Annotated in this window: 18 protein-coding genes; 14 read left to right on the top strand and 4 right to left on the bottom strand. The window is 66.7% G+C overall.

Going from position 1 to position 20,873, the window contains the following annotated elements:
• Window positions 1–419: 419 nt before the first annotated feature.
• From EQG70_RS08785 to EQG70_RS08810, 6 genes are all read left to right on the top strand, one after another.
• The gene (locus tag EQG70_RS08785; protein ID WP_208746269.1) at window positions 420–653 is read left to right on the top strand and encodes a hexameric tyrosine-coordinated heme protein; all 234 of its coding nucleotides are present in this window, start codon (window positions 420–422) and stop codon (window positions 651–653) included.
• A gap of 97 nt (window positions 654–750) precedes the next feature.
• On the top strand, window positions 751–2,550 hold the full coding sequence (locus tag EQG70_RS08790) for a molybdopterin-dependent oxidoreductase (protein ID WP_109269333.1): 1,800 nt from the start codon (window positions 751–753) through the stop codon (window positions 2,548–2,550).
• Window positions 2,551–2,575: 25 nt separating this feature from the next.
• A complete protein-coding gene (gene acnA / locus EQG70_RS08795) occupies window positions 2,576–5,374 on the top strand; it encodes an aconitate hydratase (RefSeq protein ID WP_109269332.1) in 2,799 nt (932 codons plus the stop codon).
• Between the two features lie 93 nt (window positions 5,375–5,467).
• A complete protein-coding gene (locus tag EQG70_RS08800; RefSeq protein ID WP_109269331.1) occupies window positions 5,468–5,935 on the top strand; it encodes a pyridoxamine 5'-phosphate oxidase family protein in 468 nt (155 codons plus the stop codon).
• A 34-nt stretch (window positions 5,936–5,969) separates the two neighbouring features.
• Window positions 5,970–6,287, top strand: a complete 318-nt coding sequence (fdxA, locus tag EQG70_RS08805) for a ferredoxin (RefSeq protein WP_109269330.1) — start codon at window positions 5,970–5,972, stop codon at window positions 6,285–6,287.
• Window positions 6,288–6,582: 295 nt separating this feature from the next.
• Window positions 6,583–7,047: a cupin domain-containing protein gene (locus tag EQG70_RS08810; protein ID WP_306460809.1), complete on the top strand. Its 465-nt coding sequence runs from the start codon at window positions 6,583–6,585 to the stop codon at window positions 7,045–7,047.
• Here the strand turns inward: EQG70_RS08810 and EQG70_RS08815 are convergent.
• Window positions 7,027–7,683: a Crp/Fnr family transcriptional regulator gene (locus EQG70_RS08815; protein ID WP_167508875.1), complete on the bottom strand. Its 657-nt coding sequence runs from the start codon at window positions 7,681–7,683 to the stop codon at window positions 7,027–7,029. The genes EQG70_RS08810 and EQG70_RS08815 overlap by 21 nt on opposite strands.
• A 352-nt stretch (window positions 7,684–8,035) precedes the next feature.
• Between EQG70_RS08815 and EQG70_RS08820 the strand changes: the two genes are divergently transcribed.
• The 6 genes from EQG70_RS08820 (at window position 8,036) to EQG70_RS08845 (ending at window position 14,195) form a co-directional block, all read left to right on the top strand.
• Window positions 8,036–8,227 (top strand): hypothetical protein, encoded by a 192-nt coding sequence (locus EQG70_RS08820; RefSeq protein ID WP_109269328.1) that lies wholly within the window; start codon window positions 8,036–8,038, stop codon window positions 8,225–8,227.
• The gene (locus EQG70_RS08825; RefSeq protein ID WP_244296695.1) at window positions 8,227–9,198 is read left to right on the top strand and encodes a succinate dehydrogenase iron-sulfur subunit; all 972 of its coding nucleotides are present in this window, start codon (window positions 8,227–8,229) and stop codon (window positions 9,196–9,198) included. The genes EQG70_RS08820 and EQG70_RS08825 overlap by 1 nt, the downstream gene beginning before the upstream one ends.
• A gap of 489 nt (window positions 9,199–9,687) precedes the next feature.
• A complete protein-coding gene (ctaD, locus tag EQG70_RS08830) occupies window positions 9,688–11,403 on the top strand; it encodes an aa3-type cytochrome oxidase subunit I (RefSeq protein WP_434137057.1) in 1,716 nt (571 codons plus the stop codon).
• Between the two features lie 191 nt (window positions 11,404–11,594).
• Entirely contained in the window at window positions 11,595–12,074 is a 480-nt protein-coding gene (locus tag EQG70_RS08835) for a hypothetical protein (RefSeq protein WP_109269327.1), read from the top strand.
• Window positions 12,075–12,422: 348 nt separating this feature from the next.
• Window positions 12,423–13,379, top strand: a complete 957-nt coding sequence (locus tag EQG70_RS08840; RefSeq protein ID WP_058874578.1) for a DMT family transporter — start codon at window positions 12,423–12,425, stop codon at window positions 13,377–13,379.
• Window positions 13,380–13,607: 228 nt separating this feature from the next.
• Complete coding sequence (locus EQG70_RS08845) at window positions 13,608–14,195, top strand: helix-turn-helix domain-containing protein (RefSeq protein ID WP_058874577.1); 588 nt, start codon at window positions 13,608–13,610, stop codon at window positions 14,193–14,195.
• A 553-nt stretch (window positions 14,196–14,748) separates the two neighbouring features.
• Here the strand turns inward: EQG70_RS08845 and EQG70_RS08850 are convergent.
• Both EQG70_RS08850 and EQG70_RS08855 read right to left on the bottom strand, forming a co-directional pair.
• Window positions 14,749–15,669 carry an AraC-like ligand-binding domain-containing protein gene (locus EQG70_RS08850; RefSeq protein ID WP_136341649.1) on the bottom strand — a complete coding sequence of 307 codons (921 nt, stop codon included), beginning with the start codon at window positions 15,667–15,669 and terminating at the stop codon, window positions 14,749–14,751.
• Between the two features lie 127 nt (window positions 15,670–15,796).
• Window positions 15,797–17,254, bottom strand: coding sequence for an aldehyde dehydrogenase family protein (locus tag EQG70_RS08855; protein ID WP_232035292.1), 1,458 nt, complete (start codon window positions 17,252–17,254; stop codon window positions 15,797–15,799).
• Window positions 17,255–17,445: 191 nt separating this feature from the next.
• Here EQG70_RS08855 and EQG70_RS08860 point away from each other — a divergent pair, with 191 nt between their 5' ends.
• A complete protein-coding gene (locus tag EQG70_RS08860; RefSeq protein ID WP_109269326.1) occupies window positions 17,446–19,041 on the top strand; it encodes a GMC family oxidoreductase in 1,596 nt (531 codons plus the stop codon).
• Between the two features lie 461 nt (window positions 19,042–19,502).
• Here the strand turns inward: EQG70_RS08860 and EQG70_RS08865 are convergent, their stop codons facing one another.
• Window positions 19,503–19,754, bottom strand: a complete 252-nt coding sequence (locus tag EQG70_RS08865) for a hypothetical protein (protein ID WP_035928635.1) — start codon at window positions 19,752–19,754, stop codon at window positions 19,503–19,505.
• 519 nt (window positions 19,755–20,273) lie between these two features.
• Between EQG70_RS08865 and EQG70_RS08875 the strand changes: the two genes are divergently transcribed.
• The gene (locus EQG70_RS08875; protein WP_109243905.1) at window positions 20,274–20,828 is read left to right on the top strand and encodes a hypothetical protein; all 555 of its coding nucleotides are present in this window, start codon (window positions 20,274–20,276) and stop codon (window positions 20,826–20,828) included.
• Window positions 20,829–20,873: the final 45 nt, after the last annotated feature.

Below are 20,873 nucleotides of genomic sequence, written 5' to 3' on the forward strand. Positions count from 1 at the left end.
GCCGCCCTAACGGAATTAGATCAGACGAGTGTTACCTAATTACTGTGATGCTAGCGGCTTTTCCGATCGTGAGATACCCCACCGGTGCCGACCCCGGCCGTGGCCTCCTTGCGCCTGGCTCAGAGCCGTACCGGCTGTGATGTTCGCCGCCGGTAGCACTGAACTTGAGGCTCGGGCAGCCGGCTTACATGGCGACCACGGCCTGCCGGCAGAACCCCTGACCTCGACCGGCCTGGGCGTGCTCGGACACGACCGCCCGACCCGCCGCTTTGGGCTGACGCCGAAGGACTCGTCCGGATCCGAAGCACCGCGGGGAGCATGATCGAGATCATGTTGCCGGTAGCGGCGGGCCCGTAGGTTGGGATGGCCGGTCCGAACGGTCGGCACAGCATTCTGGAGCACCCGCTGATCTGGAGGTCATGATGGCACTGGTACCGGAGAACACCTTGATCACCGCGACTCCCGAGCAGGGTCGTGAGCTGGCCATCATGTTGGCCCGGAAGACCGTGGCCGCCATTCAGACCGATCCCGAGACCCGCCAGGTGCTGCGGCCCGGGTACGCGACGAGTGCTGATTCCCTCACGATGGCCACCCACGTCGTGGCCATCGAGTTCGCCACCGTGGCCGCGGCCAACAACTATTGGCGCGACTGAACCGATCCCTCCCCGGCCGTTGCTCCATGCCGGGGCCGATCCACCAGCAGTCGGACGACCCCGCGGACCACGGGGTCGTCCGGTAAGGAGCAGCATCATGGCAACCGAGGACCGGCCCACTCCTGAGCAGTTGCCGGCGCCAGCGGCATCGAACATCACCCCGCAGGCGTTGGCCAGCTTCCGGGAGGAGCTGGACACGCGGGAGCACGACGTCGTCGACGACACCTGGGCGGGGTCCATGCCGGCCCAGAACGGTGTCCCACCCCGGGTGCGCATCGGCCGCACCAAGTGGTTCAGCCTCCTGTGGCTCATACCGATCGGATTCGTTCTGCTGGTGATCGGCATCGCAGTGGCCAAGGAACTCCGCGAGGTCCCCGCCGTAGCGCAGTTCGTGGAGCGCCACCCCGGGACGGTCGTGCCGGAAGGCGCGGAAGGCGTCGCCGGATTTCCGGCCTGGGTGGGGTGGCAGCACTTCTTCAACATGCTCCTGCTGATTCCGATCATCCGTTCGGGCCTGAGCATCCTCGCCGACCACCCACGGCTCTACTGGACCAGGCACTCCACCCCGGGCAGAGAGTGGTTCCGGATGCAGAAGCCGGTGCCCACCGATCCTCTCTACACGGCGAAACAGGACTCCATCACGCTGCCCAACGGTGTGGGGCTGCCCAGCCGGCGCCACTCGATCGGACTGGCCAGGTGGTGGCACCTGGGCATGAACACCCTGTGGCTGCTCAACGGGCTGATCTTCTACATCCTCGTCTTCGCCACCGGCCACTGGCTGCGCCTGGTGCCCACCAGCTGGGAGGTCTTTCCCAACGCGGTGTCGGTGATGATCCAGTACCTTTCCCTGGACTGGCCCACCGACAACTCCTGGGTGGCCTACAACAGCCTGCAGGTGATCGCCTACTTCCTCACCGTCTTCGTCGCCGCACCCCTGGCCTTCCTCACCGGGCTGGGCATGTCGCCCGCACTGTCCACCAAGTTCAGGCGGATCAGCAGCGTTTTCAGCATCCAATTCGCCCGCTCCGTGCACTTCCTGGTGCTCACCTGGTTCCTGCTGTTCATCGTGATGCACGTGACCCTGGTCATCACCACGGACGCCCTGCACAACTTCAACATGATGTACGCCAACCGCAACGACGCCGACAGCTGGCACGGGTTTTGGATCTTCGCCGCGTCCCTGGTGGTGCTGACCGTCGTCTGGGTCGCCGTCACCCCGTTCACGTACCGTCATCCTCGCCTCGTCCAGCGCATCGGCTACGCGCTCATCGGACCGGTGCAGCGGCTCTTCGAGCACATCGACTCCAAGCCGGGCCAGTACACGGAGAAGGACATCTCCCCGTACCTGTGGCACAACGGCAAGTACCCGGAGACCCAGGAGTACAAGGACCACTACGAGAACAACTTCGCCGACTACCGGCTGAGGGTCTCCGGCCTGGTCGAGAACCCGATGGAACTGGACCTGAAACAGCTGCGCGATCTGCCCTACCACGAGCAGATCACCCAGCACTTCTGCATCCAGGGCTGGTCGGGGGTCGCCAAGTGGGGCGGGGTGTCGATGCAGACGGTCGTCGACCTGGTGCAACCGAGACCCGAGGCGAAGTGGGTCGTCTTCTACTCCTTCGCCGAAGGATCCGATGAAGGCATCTACTACGACGCCCAGCCCATCGAGCAGATGAGCTACCACCTGACCATGCTCGCCTACGACATGAACGGCGAAGCCCTCCCGTACGGCCACGGCGCCCCGTTGCGGCTGCGCAACGAGGTCCAGCTCGGTTTCAAGCTCGTCAAGTGGATCAAGGGCATCGAGTTCGTCGAGCACTTCTCGGAGCTCGGTGGCGGTGAGGGCGGCTACAACAACGACCACGAGTTCTTCGGCTACCGGCAGTCCATCTGACATTTCCGCACAGGAGAAGATTCTCATGACGTCGAACAGTTTCGGTGCACGTGACCAGCTCACCGTGGACGGCACAGCCTACGAGATCTATCGGATCGACCGGATCGCCGGCTCGGACCGGTTGCCCTACAGCCTGAAGGTGCTGCTGGAGAATTTGCTGCGCAACGAGGACGGCCGGTTGGTCACCGCCGAGCAGGTGCGGGCCCTGGGCGACTGGGACTCGGCTGCGGAGGTCAACGCGGAGATCCAGTACACGCCGGCCCGGGTGCTGATGCAGGACTTCACCGGTGTGCCCTGTGTCGTGGACCTGGTGGCCATGCGCGACGCCATGGAAGAGCTCGGCGGTGACCCGAAGAGGATCAATCCGCTGATCCCGGCGGAACTGGTCATCGACCACTCGGTCATCGCCGATGTCTTCGCCCGCCCCGATGCTTTTGGGATCAACGCGGAACTCGAGTTCGAACGCAATCAGGAGCGCTACCAGTTGTTGCGCTGGGCCCAGCAGTCCTTCGACGACTTCCTGGTCGTGCCCCCGGACACCGGCATCTGCCACCAGGTCAACCTCGAATACCTCTCCCGGGTGGTCTTCACCCGTGAAGGGGACGACGGTCTCCAGGCCTACCCGGACACCTTGGTGGGCACGGACTCCCACACCCCGATGGTCAACGGCCTGGGCGTGCTGGGCTGGGGCGTGGGCGGCATCGAGGCCGAGGCCGCGATGCTCGGACAACCCATGAGCATGCTCATCCCCCAGGTGGTGGGACTCAAGCTCACCGGGGAGCTGCCCGAGGGCACCACGGCCACCGACCTGGTGCTCACCGTGGCCGAACTACTGCGTCGGATCCGGGTGGTGGGCAAGTTCATCGACTTCTTCGGCCCCGGGGTGGCCAACGTGCCCCTGGCGACCCGGGCCACGCTGGGCAACATGAGCCCGGAGTACGGCTCGACCGGCTCCATTTTCCCCATCGACGACGAGACCCTGGACTACCTGCGCCTGACCGGGCGCCCCGCGCACCAGATCGAGCTGGTCGAGGCCTACGCGAAGGAACAAGGGCTGTGGCACGACCCCGACCATGTACCCGACTACAGCCAGATCGTGGAACTTGATCTGAGCACGGTGGTTCCCTCCGTCGCCGGGCCGAAGCGTCCGCAGGACCGGATTCCGCTGGCCACCGCCCAGCGCGTCGTGCGCGGGCTGTTGGCCGGCCACTCACATGAGGACGCCATCCAGGGCGGCCTTGACGATGCCTCCGAGGACTCCTTCCCCGCCAGCGACCCGGTGGCGATCAGCGCCCGGATCCCCCGGGACGACCCGCCCCGGGAGTACCAGGAGGCTGCGGAGAGGGAGGACGCCGTCCTCGAGTGGCCCAGCGACCCGGCGGAGCTCGTACTCGACGGGGCCCCGTCGAGCCTGGACCACGGTGACGTGGTCATCGCTGCGATCACCTCCTGCACGAACACCTCCAACCCCTCGGTCATGATCGGCGCCGCCCTGCTGGCCAAAAAGGCCGTGCAACGGGGCCTGCGCAGCAAGCCGTGGGTGAAGACCACCCTGGCCCCGGGATCCCGGGTGGTGACCGACTACTACAACCGGTCCGGGCTCACCCCCTACCTCGAGGAGCTCGGCTTCGACCTGGTCGGATATGGGTGCACGACCTGCATCGGCAACTCCGGGCCGCTGATTCCCGCGGTCAGTGCCGCGGTCGCCGACCACGACCTGACGGTGGCCTCGGTGCTGTCGGGCAACCGGAACTTCGAGGGCCGGATCCACTCCGAGGTGCAGATGAACTTCCTCGCCTCCCCGCCGCTGGTCATCGCCTACGCGTTGGCTGGCACCATGCAGGCCGACCTGCTGCACGAGCCGCTCGGGGAGGACCCGGACGGGAACCCGGTGTATCTGCGCGATGTCTGGCCCACCACAGCGGAGATCAAGGCGGTGGTCGACGAGAACCTCGAGGCGGAGATGTTCACCGCCGGGTACTCCGACGTCTACTCGGGGGACGAGAACTGGCGCGGCATGCACATCCCCGAAGGCGACCGGTTCGCCTGGGACGAGGAGTCCACCTATGTGCAGCGCCCACCCTATTTCGACGGGGTGGGCCCTGAGCCGGAACCCGTGCAGGACATCACCGAGGCCAGAGTGCTGGCCCTGCTCGGGGATTCGGTGACGACCGACCACATCTCCCCGGCCGGGACCATCAAGGGCGATTCACCCGCGGGCCAGTACCTGATCGAACAGGGCGTGGCCCCGGGAGACTTCAACTCCTACGGCTCCCGCCGCGGCAACCACCACGTGATGATCCGCGGGACCTTCGCCAACGTCCGCCTGCGCAACCAGCTCGCCCCGGGCACCGAGGGGGGAGTCACCCGCCACTGGCCCGACGGTGAGCAGCAGAGCATCTTCGACGCGGCCACCTCCTACGCGGCCGAGGGCGTGCCGCTGATCGTGATCGCCGGGGCGGACTACGGCTCGGGCTCCTCCCGGGACTGGGCCGCCAAGGGCACCTCGCTGCTGGGAGTCAAGGCCGTGCTGGCCACCTCCTTCGAGCGGATCCACCGCTCCAACCTCATCGGCATGGGTGTGGCCCCCCTGCAGTTCCAGGACGGGGACACGGCCGAGTCGCTGGGTCTGACCGGGAAGGAGACGTACTCGATCATCGGTCTGGCGGGCCAAGACCCCTTGCCGCGGGAGGTCATGGTCCGCGTCGACAACGGCGCCCGGACCCGGGAGCTGACCGCCACCCTGCGCATCGACACCCCGGCCGAGGAGGCTTACTACGTGCACGGCGGGATCCTGCCCTACGTGCTGCGCCAACTGCTCTGAAGGCCACGACCGTGTCCAGGGCCGCAACGGCCATGGACGCCTCCAGCGGCACGGAGGATTTCCGTGCCAGTGACCAATCTATGGAGTAACGAGATGACAGACGAACACGCCAGCGATGTGGAACAACTTTCAATCAGCGCGTGCTGGGCACTGTTGCACGCGGGCAGTGTCGGGCGCCTCGCCGTGTGGGTGGAGGACCACCCGGAGATCTTCCCCCTTAACTACGCGGTCGACCACGGGAGCCTCGTGTTCCGATCGGCAGAGGGCACCAAGCTCTCGGGTGCGCTGTCCGACGTGCCGGTCGCCCTAGAAATCGACGGATACGACGAGCCGACAGCCGAGGCGTGGAGCGTGGTGGTCAAGGGCCGCGCCGAACGCATTGAACAGATCCAGGACCTGATGGACACCGTGGACCTGCCGCTCTTCCCCTGGCAGCCAGGTCCGAAGAACAGGTTCATCCGGATCCTCCCCGCTGTCGTGACAGGCCGTCGTTTCCCAGTCGCCGACCCTAGCGTCTGGCGGACCCCACTGTCGGAGGCGAAGCGGTCCTCAATGGAATAACCTCACCAGCCAGCAAACTTGTGAAGGACGGATCATGACTTACGTCATTGCCCAGCCTTGTGTGGACGTCAAGGACAAGGCCTGCGTCGAAGAATGCCCGGTGGACTGCATCTATGAAGGAGAACGTTCCCTCTACATTCACCCCGACGAGTGCGTGGACTGCGGCGCCTGCGAACCGGTCTGTCCGGTGGAGGCCATCTATTACGAGGACGACACCCCGGAGGAATGGGCCGACTACTACAAGGCCAACGTCGAATTTTTCGATGACCTCGGCTCGCCCGGTGGCGCCGCCCAACTCGGCAACACCCACAAGGACCACCCCCTGGTCGTAGCCCTGCCACCACAGAACTGAATCTTCCGCCGACGAAGATCAGCCCTGTCCTTGCCATTTCCCCTCGCAAGATCAGTGGCACCAACGCCGGTGTGCCGGTCCTCCAGGGTGCTCCACCGGACAAAACCGGAGAAAAATGTCGCTGGTCCCGGTGATCTCTGCGGCGGAGGATTCCACAATTTGATCAACTCCCGATCGGATGTTCTGCTCGCCGACCCCGAACGGCCGTAGCATGACCACTCGTCGTTCAACACCAGTAGGCCGTTCCTCACAAATCGCAAAGAACCGTAGAACTTTACTTGCCGGAGGTAACGAGATGAAGAAATTTTCTTTGACCGCACTTGCGCGCCGCCACCTCGGCACCGCCCGGCACGTATCAAGTGGAAGGAGCGCGAACACGGTCTATGGTGGCCACGAGCATGTGCTCCGCCAGACCGTGATAGCGCTGACCGAAGGGCGGGAGCTCAACGAGCATCTCAATCCCGGTGAAGCCACGGTATTCGTCCTGCATGGACGAATCCGGCTGGCCACAGAAGCAGATCGTTGGGAGGGAATTGCCGGGGACCTGCTCGTCGCCCCTGCCGATCTCTACTCGGTGGAAGCAGTGGAGGACTCCGTTGTCCTGCTCACCGTGGCCAAGACAGACCGGGAGTACCGTCAGCCTGATCGACGCTCTGCGGGCCACCGCGCTGCACAAACCCAGCAGGAGGGCACTCAGGCTCTTTCCGGGCCTGAACCTGATTACCGGAATACCGAAGCCTCATCCCTCGGTCGCGGCTGACAGGCGTGGACGATCGAGGATGGTGGTCCAACGGCGGCCGGTGTCGACAATTCCGTCGTCACGGAGCTTGCTCATCACCCTGCTGACCGTCTCCGGAGTCATCCCTGTCAGGGCTGCCAGATCGGTGCGCGTCAGAGGGAGTTCCAAGGCGATCGTCTCGGCCTGCGGGTCACCGAGCTTGTCTGCCAAGATTAGGAGCGCGGCAGCGACACGCTGCCGGGCATTGTCGGCGGACAGACGCCGAATGGTTTCCTGGGCCTGTTCCAAACGGTGGAGTACCTCACCGAGGGCGGTCAGTCCCAGACGCGGATGGTGTTCTATGGCCTCGTGGAATACTGCGGCCGGTACTTCCAGGGCGCACGAGTCGGTCAGGGCCACGGCGCTGTCCGGATACTCCGGTTGCCCGAGGATTCCCAATGTCCCGCATCCCTCACCGGGCCCCAGAATGTGGAGCACGACGTCCTGGCCGTGGGCAGAAGGACGGATCAACTTCGCCGTGCCCGAAGCCATGACGAACAGGCTGTTCGCGTTCTCGCCGCAGCGGTAAATCAGTTCCCCGGCTTGGTAGCCGCGCGCCTGCACCTGTGGCTCCAGGTCAATGATCTCGGCTGTCGTCAGCTCCACGAACAGGGGCATGCGTTGGAGAACTTCAAGACGTACCGGACGCGGACACATGTGCGGGGCCTCTGACCACTCGGTCAGCGGGAGCCGTCGTCGCTCTCGCACTGGTCACTCCTCGATGCACGCTCACTGCCCGGCCCGGCGAAATCGTAGCCCGTAGTGGCACCCTGTTCAGTCGTGCCGGGTATGGACCTTGTGGACCTAGTCTAGGTCTCCTGCCCGTCGACGACGGGCGCGGGGTGGATGATCCACATCATGGAGACCGACCCCCCACCTGCCTAGGCTGGCGCTACCCGCGCATCCGTCCACCGAAGAGGGCCAGCGCCGTGAAGCATCCTGACCGTGGTGGCGACCCTGCTCCAGGAGAGTGAAGTCATGGCAGCACCAGAACAAGGAGACCGGTGTCGTGCACTTCCCCGACCGTGACGACGACAACTTTCTGAGGCACTCGATGACCCACCTGGACGGCTCCGTGGAGGCCGCCCAGGTGATGGGCCTCCGTCTCGAACCGAGGACGGGAGTCTTCACTCGCCACGAGCCCATGGAGCGTAAGTACTGATGTCTACCGCACACACTCCCGACCGGCCCGGGAACGGCCGCACCGACGACCCGCAGGACCGCGCTCCCGAGCACGGCCACGCCCCGGGTCACGACCAGGACGACCGCGCCGGTTACAAGACCGACGCCGACGCCGGGTCCGTCGACGAGCGCGACGAGGCCGTGGTCCCGGCCGTGGACCCCGCCGCCGCCAACGCCGAGGGCGGGGAGCCGGCCTCGCGCGTGGAGCTGCCCGAGGAGCAGCAGGGCGACCAGGAGATCCCCACCTTCGACCTCACTCTGCAGATCCGCCGCTACAACCCGGAGGTCTCCGACGAGGTCCGCTGGGACGAGTTCAAGCTCACCATGTACGGCACCGACCGCGTGCTGGACGCCCTGCACAAGGTCAAGTGGGAGATCGACGGGACCCTGGTGTTCCGCCGCTCCTGCGCCCACGGCGTGTGCGGTTCCGACGCGATGCGCATCAACGGCCGCAACCGTCTCGCCTGCAAGGTGCTGCTCAAGGACCTCGACCTGTCCAAGCCCGTCACGGTGGAGCCCATCAAGGGCCTGCCGTGCGAGAAGGACCTGATCGTGGACATGGAGCCGTTCTTCCAGTCCTACCGCGAGATCATGCCGTTCCTCGTGGCCGGCGGCAACGAGCCGACCATGGAGCGCTACCAGTCCCAGGAGGACCGGGCGCGCTTCGACGACACCACCAAGTGCATCCTGTGCGCCGCGTGCACGTCGTCCTGCCCCGTGTTCTGGACCGACGGGCAGTACTTCGGGCCCGCGGCGATCGTCAACGCGCACCGGTTCATCTTCGACTCCCGCGACGACGCCGGGGACCTGCGCCTGGAGATCCTCAACGATAAGGAGGGCGTGTGGCGGTGCCGCACGGTGTTCAACTGCACCGAAGCCTGCCCGCGCGGCATCAAGATCACCCGAGCGATCGCCGAGGTCAAGAACGCCATCTTGCGCAGCTCCATGTGATTCTTCGCGGAACCCGCGACGACAGCTCCCTTCTGTCGCGGCGGATCCACCTGATACACAGAGATGATCGATCGTGACGAGCAGGTACCGCGGGCCATGTGGTAGTCGCACCGTGACTAAACCATCCTGGCGTTGCGGGAAGCTGTGGTCACACAAGCTGTGGTCAGGCCGCCGGTAGCAGATGGGTTATCAGTTGCTGATAGCGGTTGCGCCGCCAATGTGGACTATGTCTTTGACCTGGGCAGCGGTGAAGCGCCCGATGTTGGCCTCGGCGGCGCAAAGCTCGACGGGGTTCTCACCGAAAATTCCCACATCCTTGAACCTGCGCGCACGAAAGCCTGCGCTTTCTCAAAGGAGTCTTGCTCAGGCCACCGAATATTGCGGTTGACATGCGGATTAGAGTGGCCATAACGAGCCTCCGGGCGGAGCAGTCGCCGAAAGCAGCCGCCCCGCATTCCTGTGGGGCGTCGATCGGATCGGGAGGCAGCCGTGGCCGTCCAGCAGTACACCGCCGATCAGACCCGTGCCAGGTCCGTGCCGGCCGTGGTGCCCCGGTCCAAGGGACGGATGGTCGTCAACTGGATCACGTCCACCGACCACAAGACGATCGGGTACATGTACCTGATCTCCTCCTTCGCGTTCTTCTGCATCGCCGGGGTGATGGCGCTGCTGATCCGGGCGGAGCTCTTCGAGCCGGGGATGCAGATCCTGGAGACCAAGGAGCAGTACAACCAGCTGTTCACCATGCACGGGACGCTGATGCTGCTGATGTTCGGCACCCCGCTGTTCGTCGGGTTCGCCAACGTCATCGTGCCGCTGCAGATCGGTGCCCCGGACGTGGCGTTCCCGCGGCTCAACGCCCTGGCGTTCTGGTTCTTCCTGTTCGGGTCGCTGATCGCCACCGCCGGCTTCCTCACCCCGCAGGGTGCGGCCTCCTTCGGCTGGTTCGCCTACGCGCCGCTGTCCAACTCCTCGTTCTCGCCCGGTGCCGGTGGTGACCTGTGGGTGTTCGGGCTGGCCCTGTCGGGCTTCGGCACGATCATGGCCGGGGTGAACTTCATCACCACGATCATCGCGATGCGCGCCCCGGGCATGACCGTGTGGCGGATGCCGATCTTCACCTGGAATGCCCTGATCACCTCGTTGCTGGTGATCATGGTGTTCCCGCCGCTGGCGGCGGCGCTGTTCGCGCTGGGGATGGACCGGACCCTGGGCGGGCACATCTTCGACCCGGCCAACGGGGGGGCGGTGCTGTGGCAGCACCTGTTCTGGTTCTTCGGCCACCCCGAGGTCTACATCATCGCCCTGCCGTTCTTCGGGATCGTCTCCGAGATCATCCCGGTGTTCGCCCGCAAACCGATCTTCGGGTACAAGGGGCTCGTGTTCGCGACCATCGCGATCGCCGCGCTGTCCATGACCGTGTGGGCCCACCACATGTACGTCACCGGGGCGGTGATGCTGTCCTTCTTCGCGTTCATGTCGATGATGATCGCGGTGCCCACCGGGGTGAAGTTCTTCAACTGGATCGGCACCATGTGGCAGGGCTCGATCACCTTCGAGACCCCGATGCTGTGGGTGTTCGGGTTCCTGTTCACGTTCCTGTTCGGCGGGCTCACCGGTGTGATCCTGGCCTCACCGCCGCTGGACTTCCACGTCACCGATTCCTACTTCGTGGTCGCGCACTTCCACTACGTGGTCTTCGGCACCGTGGTGTTCTCCATGTTCGCCGGGTTCTACTTCTGGTGGCCGAAGTTCACCGGGAAGATGCTCAACGAGCGGATCGGCAAGATCCACTTCTGGCTGCTGTTCCTGGGCTTCCACGCCACATTCCTGATCCAGCACTGGCTCGGGGTCTCGGGAATGCCCCGGCGCTACGCCGACTACCTGCCCGAGGACGGGTTCACCTGGATGAACCAGATCTCGACGGCCGGTTCCATGCTGCTGGGTCTGTCGATGATCCCGTTCTTCTTCAACGTGTACACGACCTGGCGCAACGGCACGAAGGTCGAGGTCGACGACCCGTGGGGCTTCGGCGCCTCCCTGGAGTGGGCGACGTCGTGTCCGCCGCCGCGGCACAACTTCACCTCGCTGCCGCGCATCCGTTCCGAGCGCCCGGCGCTGGACCTGCACCACCCGGAGCTGGCCGCGGAGTCCCCGCAGCAGTCCCCGGTCGACGACGCCGCCATGGCCACGCGGGAGGGCTGAGCTTCGTCCCCTGCACGGTGCTGCGCATCCACCGGAACAGGGAGAACCCCTCTCACCAGAGCCGGATCCGGGACCGCGGGATCGATGAGCGGAAAGACGAGCGGCAGGGCACAGGACCCCCGGGCGGAAGCGGATAGCGTTGGTTCCATGGTGGTCTGTGCAGCATATACTTCGGGCCTCAGGACTGCTTCATGACGGATCGCCACTCCGAAAGAGCTGTCAGTCTCCGTCCGGACCTGTTCCGCGTCCTCGGTGCGGGATGGGTGGTCTCCGGAGGCCTCGTCAGCGCCATCACGGGACCGTTGCGTCTGGACCACGGCTCCTGGGTGGCCGCCTTCTCCGTCCTGGTGGCGGGTGTCGCACAGTACGCCTTCGGGGCCGCCCAGAGCGCCCTGGCACCACAACGGTCATCCCGACGGACGGTCGTGGCCGAACTGGTGGCCTGGAACGCCGGCAGTGCCGCTGTGATCGGCGGCACCGTCGTACGAATGCCGTTCGTCGTCGACGCCGGCGGACTCCTCCTGGTCGTCGCCCTCGCTCTGATGATCCGTACGGTACGGGGCAAGGGCGTCGGACCGAAGTGGGCCCTGTGGACCTACCGGATCCTGCTTGTCGTCATCGCCATCAGCATCCCCATAGGTCTCACCTTGGCCCACCTGCGAGCCGGGTAGGAATTTCACCGACGGGTCATGGTCGTCGGACCGGTCAATTGTTCCAACGATGGGTGGGTCCACGCGGGACTGCTGACGCTTCGGCTGGCTGCTTGACCTACCGCATTGCAGTCGGGGTTCCCTCGCGTGGGTCCTGCGTTCTGAGAGCGGAAACTGCAGTCGCGGTCTTTTGGCGGGCCGAGCGGTTGCTGATGGACAGTGGTGCCCGAGCAGCTCGACACCCTCCGCTTTACATATGGCCCGGCTACCGGACGTTTCCCAGGGCCGCGACCCTGCGCTAAGGGTTCCTGCCAGGGCACCAGGTCTTCACCTTGGCATGAGCATTATATTTCTCATACGCTGAGGTGTGTGTGGCACACCTTCTTTCGTACCGGCGGAAACAGGCTCCGCGTCAGTCGCCCCGAACTGATCCTGATCGGCATCACCATGATCTGGGGGGCGACCTTCCTGATCATCCATGTGGCAATGGCCCACACCGGCCCGTTGTTCTTCGTTGGGGTCCGCTTCGTGGTGGCCGGGTTGATCGGGGCGGTGGTGTTCTGGCGCGTGCTGCGGGGCATCACCTGGCAGGAGATCGGCGCCGGTGCGGTGATCGGGACGTCGATCTTCTTCGGTTACGGCCTGCAGACGGTGGGGCTGCAGACGATCACGGCCAGCCAGTCGGCGTTCATCACTGCCTTGTACGTGCCGATGGTGCCTCTGCTGCAGTGGGTGTTGCTGCGCAAGGCCCCGGCGGTGATGACCCTGGTCGGGGTGGCGTTCGCCTTCGCGGGGTTGGTGTTGCTGGCTGGTCCGGACGCCGGGTTGGGTGGGCTGAGCCCCGGGGAGACGCTCACGTTGTTCAGTGCGGTGGCCTGCGCGGTGGAGATCGTGCTCATCAGTCGTTTCGCCGGCACGGTGGATGCCCGCCGGGTCACCGTGGTGCAGGTGCTGATGGCCGGGTTGCTGTCCTTCGCGATGATGCCCGTGACCGGCGAACGGGTTCCGGGGTTCTCCTGGGTGTGGCTGGTGGCCGGGGTCGGGCTCGGGGCGGCGAGCATCCTGATTCAGTGGGCGATGAACTGGGCGCAGCGCTCTGTGTCGGCCACCCGGGCCACCGTCATCTACGCCGGGGAACCGGTGTGGGGCGGGATTATCGGGCGTATCGCCGGGGATCGCCTGCCGGGCCTGGCGATCCTGGGGGCCGTGCTGATCGTCGTCGGTGTCCTGGTCAGCGAGCTGCGCCCCAAGGATCTGACGCTCCGACCGCGTCCCGCCCCTGAGTCCGATCAGGGCGCGGACCGGGAAGGCCTTGAGGTCAGGTGACGGACGTCGACGCTCGAGCAGCCCAAAGGTCCACTCGCTCGGTGCAGGCCGACTCAGTAGGAGGCGACTGGACCAGGGCCGCCGGCAACGGCCCGGCCTGGCCGAGCCGCCAGCGGAAGCGCCCCAGAGCGCAGCGTGCCGATGAAAGCGCGCAGTACCATCAGGGCGCACCAGGTGAGAACGCCGCATTGCCGGTGCCCACCATGTTGCTCACCGGAGGAGGAACGGATGGCCACCCGTGAGAAAGGTGAAGCCACCGCGGAGTTCGTCGCCACGGTCGGCCGACAGATCCGCCAGCAGCGCCAGCACCGGGGGTGGAGCGTCCAGGAGCTCTCCGACCGCGCCAGGGTGAGCCGGCGGATGCTGACCCAGATCGAGCTGGGCCAGGCGAATCCCAGCCTGGTGACCGTCGACCACATCGCCCACGCCCTGGGCACCGACTTCGTTTCCCTCGCCATGCCCCCCACCACCCCCGCGGAAGAAGCCAGCGGGGGGCGACTCGGGGCAGCGGTGCGCGTGTGGAGCTCGGACCGTGGCAGCGAGGCCGTGCTGCTCCTCGCCACCGAGAGCGTTCCCCGCACCGAACTATGGTCCTGGCGACTGGCCCCGGGGGACACCTACCACGCCCAGCCGGACACGGCCGGGACCGAAGAACTGCACCAGGTCCACGCCGGGGAACTCATCATCATCACCAGCGGGTCCGCCCTGGTCCTGCGCGCCGGAGAGGCCGGCCGCATCCGCAGCGACCAGCGCTACACCTACCGCAACGACAGCGACACCTGGACCGAATTCACCCGCGTCGTCACCGGAGCCTAGGCGCACCCCACCACGGACCCGGTGCCACAGGCTGCCCCCGCCGGGCGCCATTGGCTGGTGGGTTCCGAGAGAGCCGAAATATCCTGGGCCGGTCATCCAGGTCGACCCCACCGGGCAGGAGCTACGGCTACAGCCCCTCCGATGCTTTCCGCGGACGGTTCAATCGTTGGGGCAGCCTTAGGCCTTCCCGTCGGGGCGGTACAGCAAATGGGCGCCCGGTGCTTTACATATGGCGGGTTAGTGGCGGAGCCCAGGTGTGGTCATCGTGCTGATCCCCGTCGAGAAACGAGACGCGGCTGCGTCCCATACGTACTGCTCCGCAGTGCGGGTTTCTGCACGGACATCATCGGTCGACTAAAACTTGCTGGTCTCCGCCGATAAGTTGCGGGGGAGGGTCGCGGGCTTGCGGGTGCTGAACTGGAGTGGGAGAGGCGTGGACTCTTACTGCCCACTGGGCTCAATTACTTCACTCCCACGGCTGCCATGGCTGTTTGACGAAGACCATGGACGCATTGCTCGGGTTCCCTTGGGGATTTCTCTGCCCGGTCGGTAATCAGCCGCGCGTCGTAGCCCTGAACTGTGCCGGGGACATTCCGAACTCCTGTTTGAAGACCCGGGAGAAGTGTGCGGCGTCGGGGAAGCCCCACGCTGCCCCGACGCGGGAGACCGGGCGGTGGGCGAGGGCCGGGTCGAGCAGGGCCAGGCGGCACTGCTCGAGGCGCCGGTGCCGGATCCAGGCGGAGAGGGTGTACTCCTCGCCCTGGAAGATCTCGTGCAGGCGCCGGACCGAGAGGAACAGGTGGGCGGCGACCATGGGCGGACCGAGTTGCGGGTCGGCAAGGTGGTCTTCGACGACGGTGCGCGCTGCGACGCGCAGCGCCTCTTGGCCGCCGGCGGTGTCGTCCCCGGACACGTCTTCTGTCCGCTCCGTGAGCAATGCGCCCACGAGGTCCACCGCGGAGCGCCCCAGGCGGGTCGCGGAGCGCCCGGCCAGCACGTGCATCCGGTCGGAGAGCCCGCCCAAGAAGTCCGCGGCCAGCGCGCCGACACCGTCGTCTCCGCGGAACCGGGTCGCAGTCACGGATCCCACGGCACTCGGGGGCAGCTCCAGGCCCGTGCCGGGAAGCATGAGCACCAACAGCCGGGCCTCCTGGGGGAAGTCGAGCCGGTAGGGGCGGTCGGTGTCGTAGACGACCATGTCCCCCGGCGCCAGCACGGCGGTCCGGCCGTCCTGCTCGACGACGCACGTGCCACCGAGCTGAAGGCCGAACTTCACCGAGGCCCTGGTAGTGGTGGGCGGCATGTCGTGCTCGATGACGTGCCGGGTGGCGTGGATGTGGCTGATCTCCACATGTCCAGTCGGGCGGTGGTCCAGCTGTGCGCGGAAGGTGACGCGCTCGGTGGTGTCCACCTCCAGTGGCACGAACACCTCGGAGGCCAGGCGGGCGAAGTCGGTCGCGGAGGTGGTGAGCACAGGACGTGTCGGACCGGGCGCACCCCGGTCCACTACACCTGTTAACACCGTCCGGACCTCTTCCCGCCGCTGGAATGCTGTGACCTACATCATCGCGGGGTGTGGGTGGCTTGTCGACGTGTCCAGGTCAGGAGGAGATGACCTTCGGCACGCCGAGGGCCTTGAGGCCCTCTACTCCGAACTCCACGCCGAACCCAGAGCTTTTGACGCCGCCGAAGGGCATGCGGGGGTCGACGGCGCCGTGCTTGTTGATCCACACGGTGCCGGCCTGGATCCGGGAGGCGACCTCGCGCGCGGTGGCCACGTCCGAGCCCCACACCGAGGCGCCGAGACCGACGTCCAGGCGGTTGGCCATGTGCACGGCCTCGTCCACGGTGGAGTACTTCACGATCGGCAGTGCGGGCCCGAACTGCTCCTCGACCACGAGGGCGTTGTCGTCGTCGAGGTCGGCCACGAGTGTGGCCGGGTAGAAGTATCCCGGCTGATCCTCGAGCGGATCACCGCCGAGCAGCACCCGGCCCCCGCCGGCCCGCGCCTGCTCTACGAGCTCGGCCACGATCTGGTACTGGGCCTTGTTCTGCAGCGGGCCGAGCACGTTCTTCTCGTCCCGCCCTTGGCCCATCGGCATGGCCGCGGCGACCTCGGTGAGGGCCTCGCACACGGCGTCGTAGACGTCCTCGTGGACGTAGAGGCGCTTGAGCGCCGCACAGGTCTGGCCGGTGTTGATGAACGCGCCCCAGAACAGGCCCTCGGCGATGGCCTGCGGGTCGGCGTCAGGCAGGACGATGCCGGCGTCGTTGCCGCCGAGCTCCAGCGTCAGGCGGGTGAGGGAGTCCGCGGCCGAGCGCATGATGGCCTTACCGGTGGCGGTCGAGCCGGTGAACATCACCTTGTCCACCCCGGCGTGCTTCGACAGCACCTCGCCGACCTCCCGGCCGCCGGCCACCACGGTGAGCAGCCCCTCGGGCAGGACCTGGTTGAGGACGTGGGCCAGCCCCAGGACGGACAGCGGAGTGTACTCCGAGGGCTTGGCCACCACGGTGTTGCCCATCCGCAGCGCCGGGGCGATCTGCCAGACCGAGATCATCATCGGCCAGTTCCAGGGGCTGATGGCCCCGATAACCCCGATGGGCTCGTAGCTTAGAACCGCGTGGCCGGTCTCGTCGTCGAAGAGCGTCTCGGCTTCCAGGGGCAGTGACGCCGTGGCGCGCAGCCAGGCGACCGCGCCGCCGACCTCGAACATCGCGTTGGGTCCGTTGTGCACCGGCTTGCCCTGCTCGCGCGAGAGCAGTTCGGCCAGGGCGGCGGCGTTGGCCTCGACGGCGTCGGCGGCCAGCAGCAGCAGAGCCGACCGCTCGGCGTCCGGCACCGCGGCCCACTCGGGCTGCTTTCCCCGTGCCCGGGTCAGCGCCTGCTCGAGGTCCTCGACGGTGGACTCGGGCACGCGGCCGACCAGCTCCCCGGTGGCCGGATCCAGGATCTCGCGGCCGTTGGGGGCGGTGATCGCGGCGAGCAGCTCCTCGTACGTGAACGAGGGCAGGGTGGATGAAGCGGTGGGGGAGGTGGTCGCGGTACCGGTGGTCACGGTCGGCTCCTTCGGTAGGACGGATCAGTGCTGTTCCCATCGTGACCCGGGACACACGCCGGCGCCTTGTCCATGAGGGCGCCGCTCTTGACGCAGAGCGCGGGATGTCCGCTGTGACTCCCGCGCTCTGCGTCAAGAGCTCCGCGCGCCCGGACAAGCCGTCCCTGTGTGGTCGCCGTCACACTGATCCCATGAGCGCATCGACCAAGACCTACATCGTCGTGGGCGCCGGCACCGCCGGCAGCATCCTGACCCGCCGCCTCCTCGACGCCGGGCACGAGGTAACCCTTCTCGAGGCCGGCGACCACGACCTCAATCCCGCGATCCACTCCGTGTCCCGCCTGGGCGAACTGTGGCACTCGGCCGAGGACTGGGACTACTTCACCGTGCCGCAGAAGAACGCGGACGGCCGGGTGATCCACTGGCCGCGCGGCCGCGTGCTCGGGGGCTCCCACGCCCTCAACGCCACCATCTGGGTGCGCGGAGCGGCCCAGGACTACGACGCCTGGGCCGCCGACGGCTGCCCCGGCTGGTCCTGGAAGGACGTGCTGCCGTGGTTCAGGGCGGTCGAGGCCTACGTCCCGCCCGCCGGCGCGGCGCCGGACGAGAGCCGCGGCACGGACGGTCCCGTTCCCGCGGTGCAGGACTATCCGCTCAATCCGATCTTCGAGTCGATCATCGAGGCCGCCGAGCACGTGGGCGTGCCCTACAACGCGGACTACAACGCCGGCACCCTCGACGGCGTCTCCCAGCAGCAGGTCAACGTCCGGGACGGGAAGCGCTTCAACACCTGGATGGCCTACGTCAAGCCCGTGGCGGAGGACCCGCGCCTGACACTGCGCACCGGGGTGCTGATGAAGAAGGTCCTCATCGAGGACAGCCGCGCCGTCGGCGTGGCCGTCGTGCCCTTCAACGACCCGGACGGCACCCCGGAGGAGATCCGCGCCGACGAGGTGATCCTGTGTGCCGGGGCGCTCGACTCGCCCAAGATCCTGCTGCGCTCGGGCATCGGCCCGGCCGTCCACCTGTCCGAGGTCGGGGTCCCGGTGGTCCACGACCTGCCCGGGGTGGGCGCGAACCTCCACGACCACCTGCTGGCCCCGGTCATCGCCGAGGCGACGAGCCGCACCATCGAGCACCCCGAGAGCGACTGGTCCGTCACCCAGACCCACCTGTTCTGGCGCTCCCGCCCCGACCTGGACGTGCCCGACACCCAGCCGATCCACTTCTCGGTCCCGATGTACGACGACGGGATGACGGGTCCGGCCAACGCCTTCACCCTGCACTCCGGCCTAGTCCGCCCCTACTCCCGGGGCACGGTGCGCCTGACCGGGCCGGGAACCTCCGACCCCGTGGAGCTGGACCCGAACATCTTGGCCGACCCGCGCGACCGCGAGGCGCTGCTGGCGTCCTTCCGCCAGGCCCGCGCCATGGTGGCCGCCCCGCCGCTGGCGGAGGAGTGGGGTGCCGCGGAGCTCTACCCCGGCCCGGAGGTGCGCACAGAGGAAGAGGAGATCGCCTACATCAACCGGTTCGTCACCACCTACCACCACCAGGTCGGCACGTGCCGCATGGGCACCAGCCCGGACGCGGTGGTCTCCCCTGAGGACTTGCGCGTGCACGGGATCGACGGCCTGCGGGTCGTGGACGCTTCGGTCATGCCGCGGGTCCCCAGCGGCAACACGAACGCGCCCACCGCGATGATCGCCGAGCGCGCCGCCGCCCTCATGACCGCGGACGACACGTCGCCCGCCACTGCCACGGAGGTAGCCGGCGTCGGCCTCTAAAACTCAGGGCATCGCCGCGGCATCACACGATGCCCCGGCGATGCCCTGCCCCACATCCCAATGGGGCAGGTGACCCGGACTTGCGGTCAGGGCCACCCGCCCCATTCTCCTGTCGGCCGATTCCGCCGAATGACCCCGCCCGTAAAGCGACCCTGTGAAGATTCACATGCCTCAGCTACGCGGTGGCCGTTCCCTAGCAGATGTCCTGCGCCCTGGAGCCGAGGGTCCAACTTCCCTCTCCGGGACGTCCGAACAGAGTTCCTGGCTGACCTGTGGTCAGCGGAGCCAAGGGCGGGTGGTTCCGTCTCCTCGGCTTTACATATCGCCCGGTTATCAGCCGCTCCACGAGAACGACATTGCGGTTGGGGTTGGCTCGTGCGGGGGCAGGTCCTGTCCTGCTGGGCGTGCTGGCCGTGCTTGCACGTTCCGCACAGGGATGCTGTTACCCGAGGTGCAATGGGTCAGGAGTCGTCGTCCTGGCTCCACAGCCAGTGCAGGTAGATGGCGCCCCATCCCGGGCCCAGGGCGTCCACTAGGGCGTTGGCCACCGTGCGGGCGTCCACCCAGGGGTAGCGCTGACCGATCCGTGTCGCTTCCTGGCAGATCCTCTCCGGATCGTGGCCCTCGTGGTGCAGGGCGACTGTGGCTTCACTGAGCCGGGCCTCGAAGAGGCGTCGATCCGTCAGGGGCACGGGCTCAAAGGTGATAGACATCAGACTCCCTCAGAACAACGATCGCCCCAGGGAGCCGGAGTTGCTCCCACGAGCAGCTCCGCGAATGGTGGAGACATAGTAAGCAAAATCACACTCGAATGGCTATTCGAGGATTGATCTCATGTGCTAAATCCCATGGCGCTCTCGGAGACAGTGCACGCCCCACGGCAATCGTGCAGCGGACTCCTACGGATTCACCGGAGTCAGGGGGGGCGTTGACCGCCACCTCAGCTCTCCGGGCTGTTCGTCGAGGTACTTGGAGGTGGTGGTCACCGAAGTGTGACCCAGCAGCTGGGCGGCGACCATCACGTCCCAGTCTTCGGTGAGCACCAGGGTGGCTGCGGTGCTACCGGACATTGCCCGCGGGAATGATGAGGCAGTAGGGGTTGGTGGCCCGGGCGCCTTCTTGGTCGGGGTCGGAACACTCCCTGTCGGCGCCATCTGTTGGGCCGGTGGATGCCATAGCGTCGGATGATGGACCGCCAGGACAAAGCCGCAGCACCACTTCATCAGCGTCGAATGCTTGTGGGGTTGGGCGTGATCTCCTGCGCGGTGTGGATCGCCCGGGGATTCACCATCTACTTCGCCTCGCCCTCGAGTGGGGCTGTGGTCGGTGCCGGGATCGGTATCGGGTTGTTGCTGGTGCTGTACTCGATCGTCCTCGTGCCCTTGGCGCTGGGCCGGGAATGGGCCCCTGCGTTGGGGGCCGTGTTCGCGGGTCTGGCCGTCGCCGGGACCCTGGCCGAGCTGGCCGGATCGGCCGGCTCGCCGAACCTGCCCGTGGTCGGGCTCGACCTCGCCTTCGTGCTGATCAACATCGCCTGGATCAAGCTTGAACACGAGGACAGCGGCTGGGTGGGACTGCTCACCTGTGTGGTGACGGGGCTGCTGGTCGGCGTCGAGCTGGTGGTCATCGTTGCGCGCGGGGCCCCCGGGCTGGGTGAGGTGCTGCCACGACTGCTGGTCCTCGTGGGGGCAGCGTTTCTGGCCGTGGCGATCCGCCGACACTGGAACCGCGCCGACAAGGATGACGACCCGTCCACCGCGGACGGCGCCCTCGGGGAGGGGGGTTGAGCTGAGGCGGGAGTAGACCAACGTGCGAAGGCGGGTGCTGATGAA

This window comes from Kocuria rosea (genome assembly GCF_006094695.1).
GTDB lineage: Bacteria > Actinomycetota > Actinomycetes > Actinomycetales > Micrococcaceae > Kocuria > Kocuria rosea.

Bases quoted from the DNA above. Each gene is read 5' to 3' on its own strand.
- EQG70_RS08785 (WP_208746269.1), top strand. From the start codon at position 420: ATGATGGCACTGGTACCGGAGAACACCTTGATCACCGCGACTCCCGAG.
- EQG70_RS08790 (WP_109269333.1), top strand. From the start codon at position 751: ATGGCAACCGAGGACCGGCCCACTCCTGAGCAGTTGCCGGCGCCAGCG.
- acnA (WP_109269332.1), top strand. From the start codon at position 2,576: ATGACGTCGAACAGTTTCGGTGCACGTGACCAGCTCACCGTGGACGGC.
- EQG70_RS08800 (WP_109269331.1), top strand. From the start codon at position 5,468: ATGACAGACGAACACGCCAGCGATGTGGAACAACTTTCAATCAGCGCG.
- fdxA (WP_109269330.1), top strand. From the start codon at position 5,970: ATGACTTACGTCATTGCCCAGCCTTGTGTGGACGTCAAGGACAAGGCC.
- EQG70_RS08810 (WP_306460809.1), top strand. From the start codon at position 6,583: ATGAAGAAATTTTCTTTGACCGCACTTGCGCGCCGCCACCTCGGCACC.
- EQG70_RS08815 (WP_167508875.1), bottom strand. From the start codon at position 7,683: ATGCCCCTGTTCGTGGAGCTGACGACAGCCGAGATCATTGACCTGGAG.
- EQG70_RS08825 (WP_244296695.1), top strand. From the start codon at position 8,227: ATGTCTACCGCACACACTCCCGACCGGCCCGGGAACGGCCGCACCGAC.
- EQG70_RS08835 (WP_109269327.1), top strand. From the start codon at position 11,595: ATGACGGATCGCCACTCCGAAAGAGCTGTCAGTCTCCGTCCGGACCTG.
- EQG70_RS08845 (WP_058874577.1), top strand. From the start codon at position 13,608: ATGGCCACCCGTGAGAAAGGTGAAGCCACCGCGGAGTTCGTCGCCACG.
- EQG70_RS08860 (WP_109269326.1), top strand. From the start codon at position 17,446: ATGAGCGCATCGACCAAGACCTACATCGTCGTGGGCGCCGGCACCGCC.
- EQG70_RS08865 (WP_035928635.1), bottom strand. From the start codon at position 19,754: ATGTCTATCACCTTTGAGCCCGTGCCCCTGACGGATCGACGCCTCTTC.
- EQG70_RS08875 (WP_109243905.1), top strand. From the start codon at position 20,274: ATGCTTGTGGGGTTGGGCGTGATCTCCTGCGCGGTGTGGATCGCCCGG.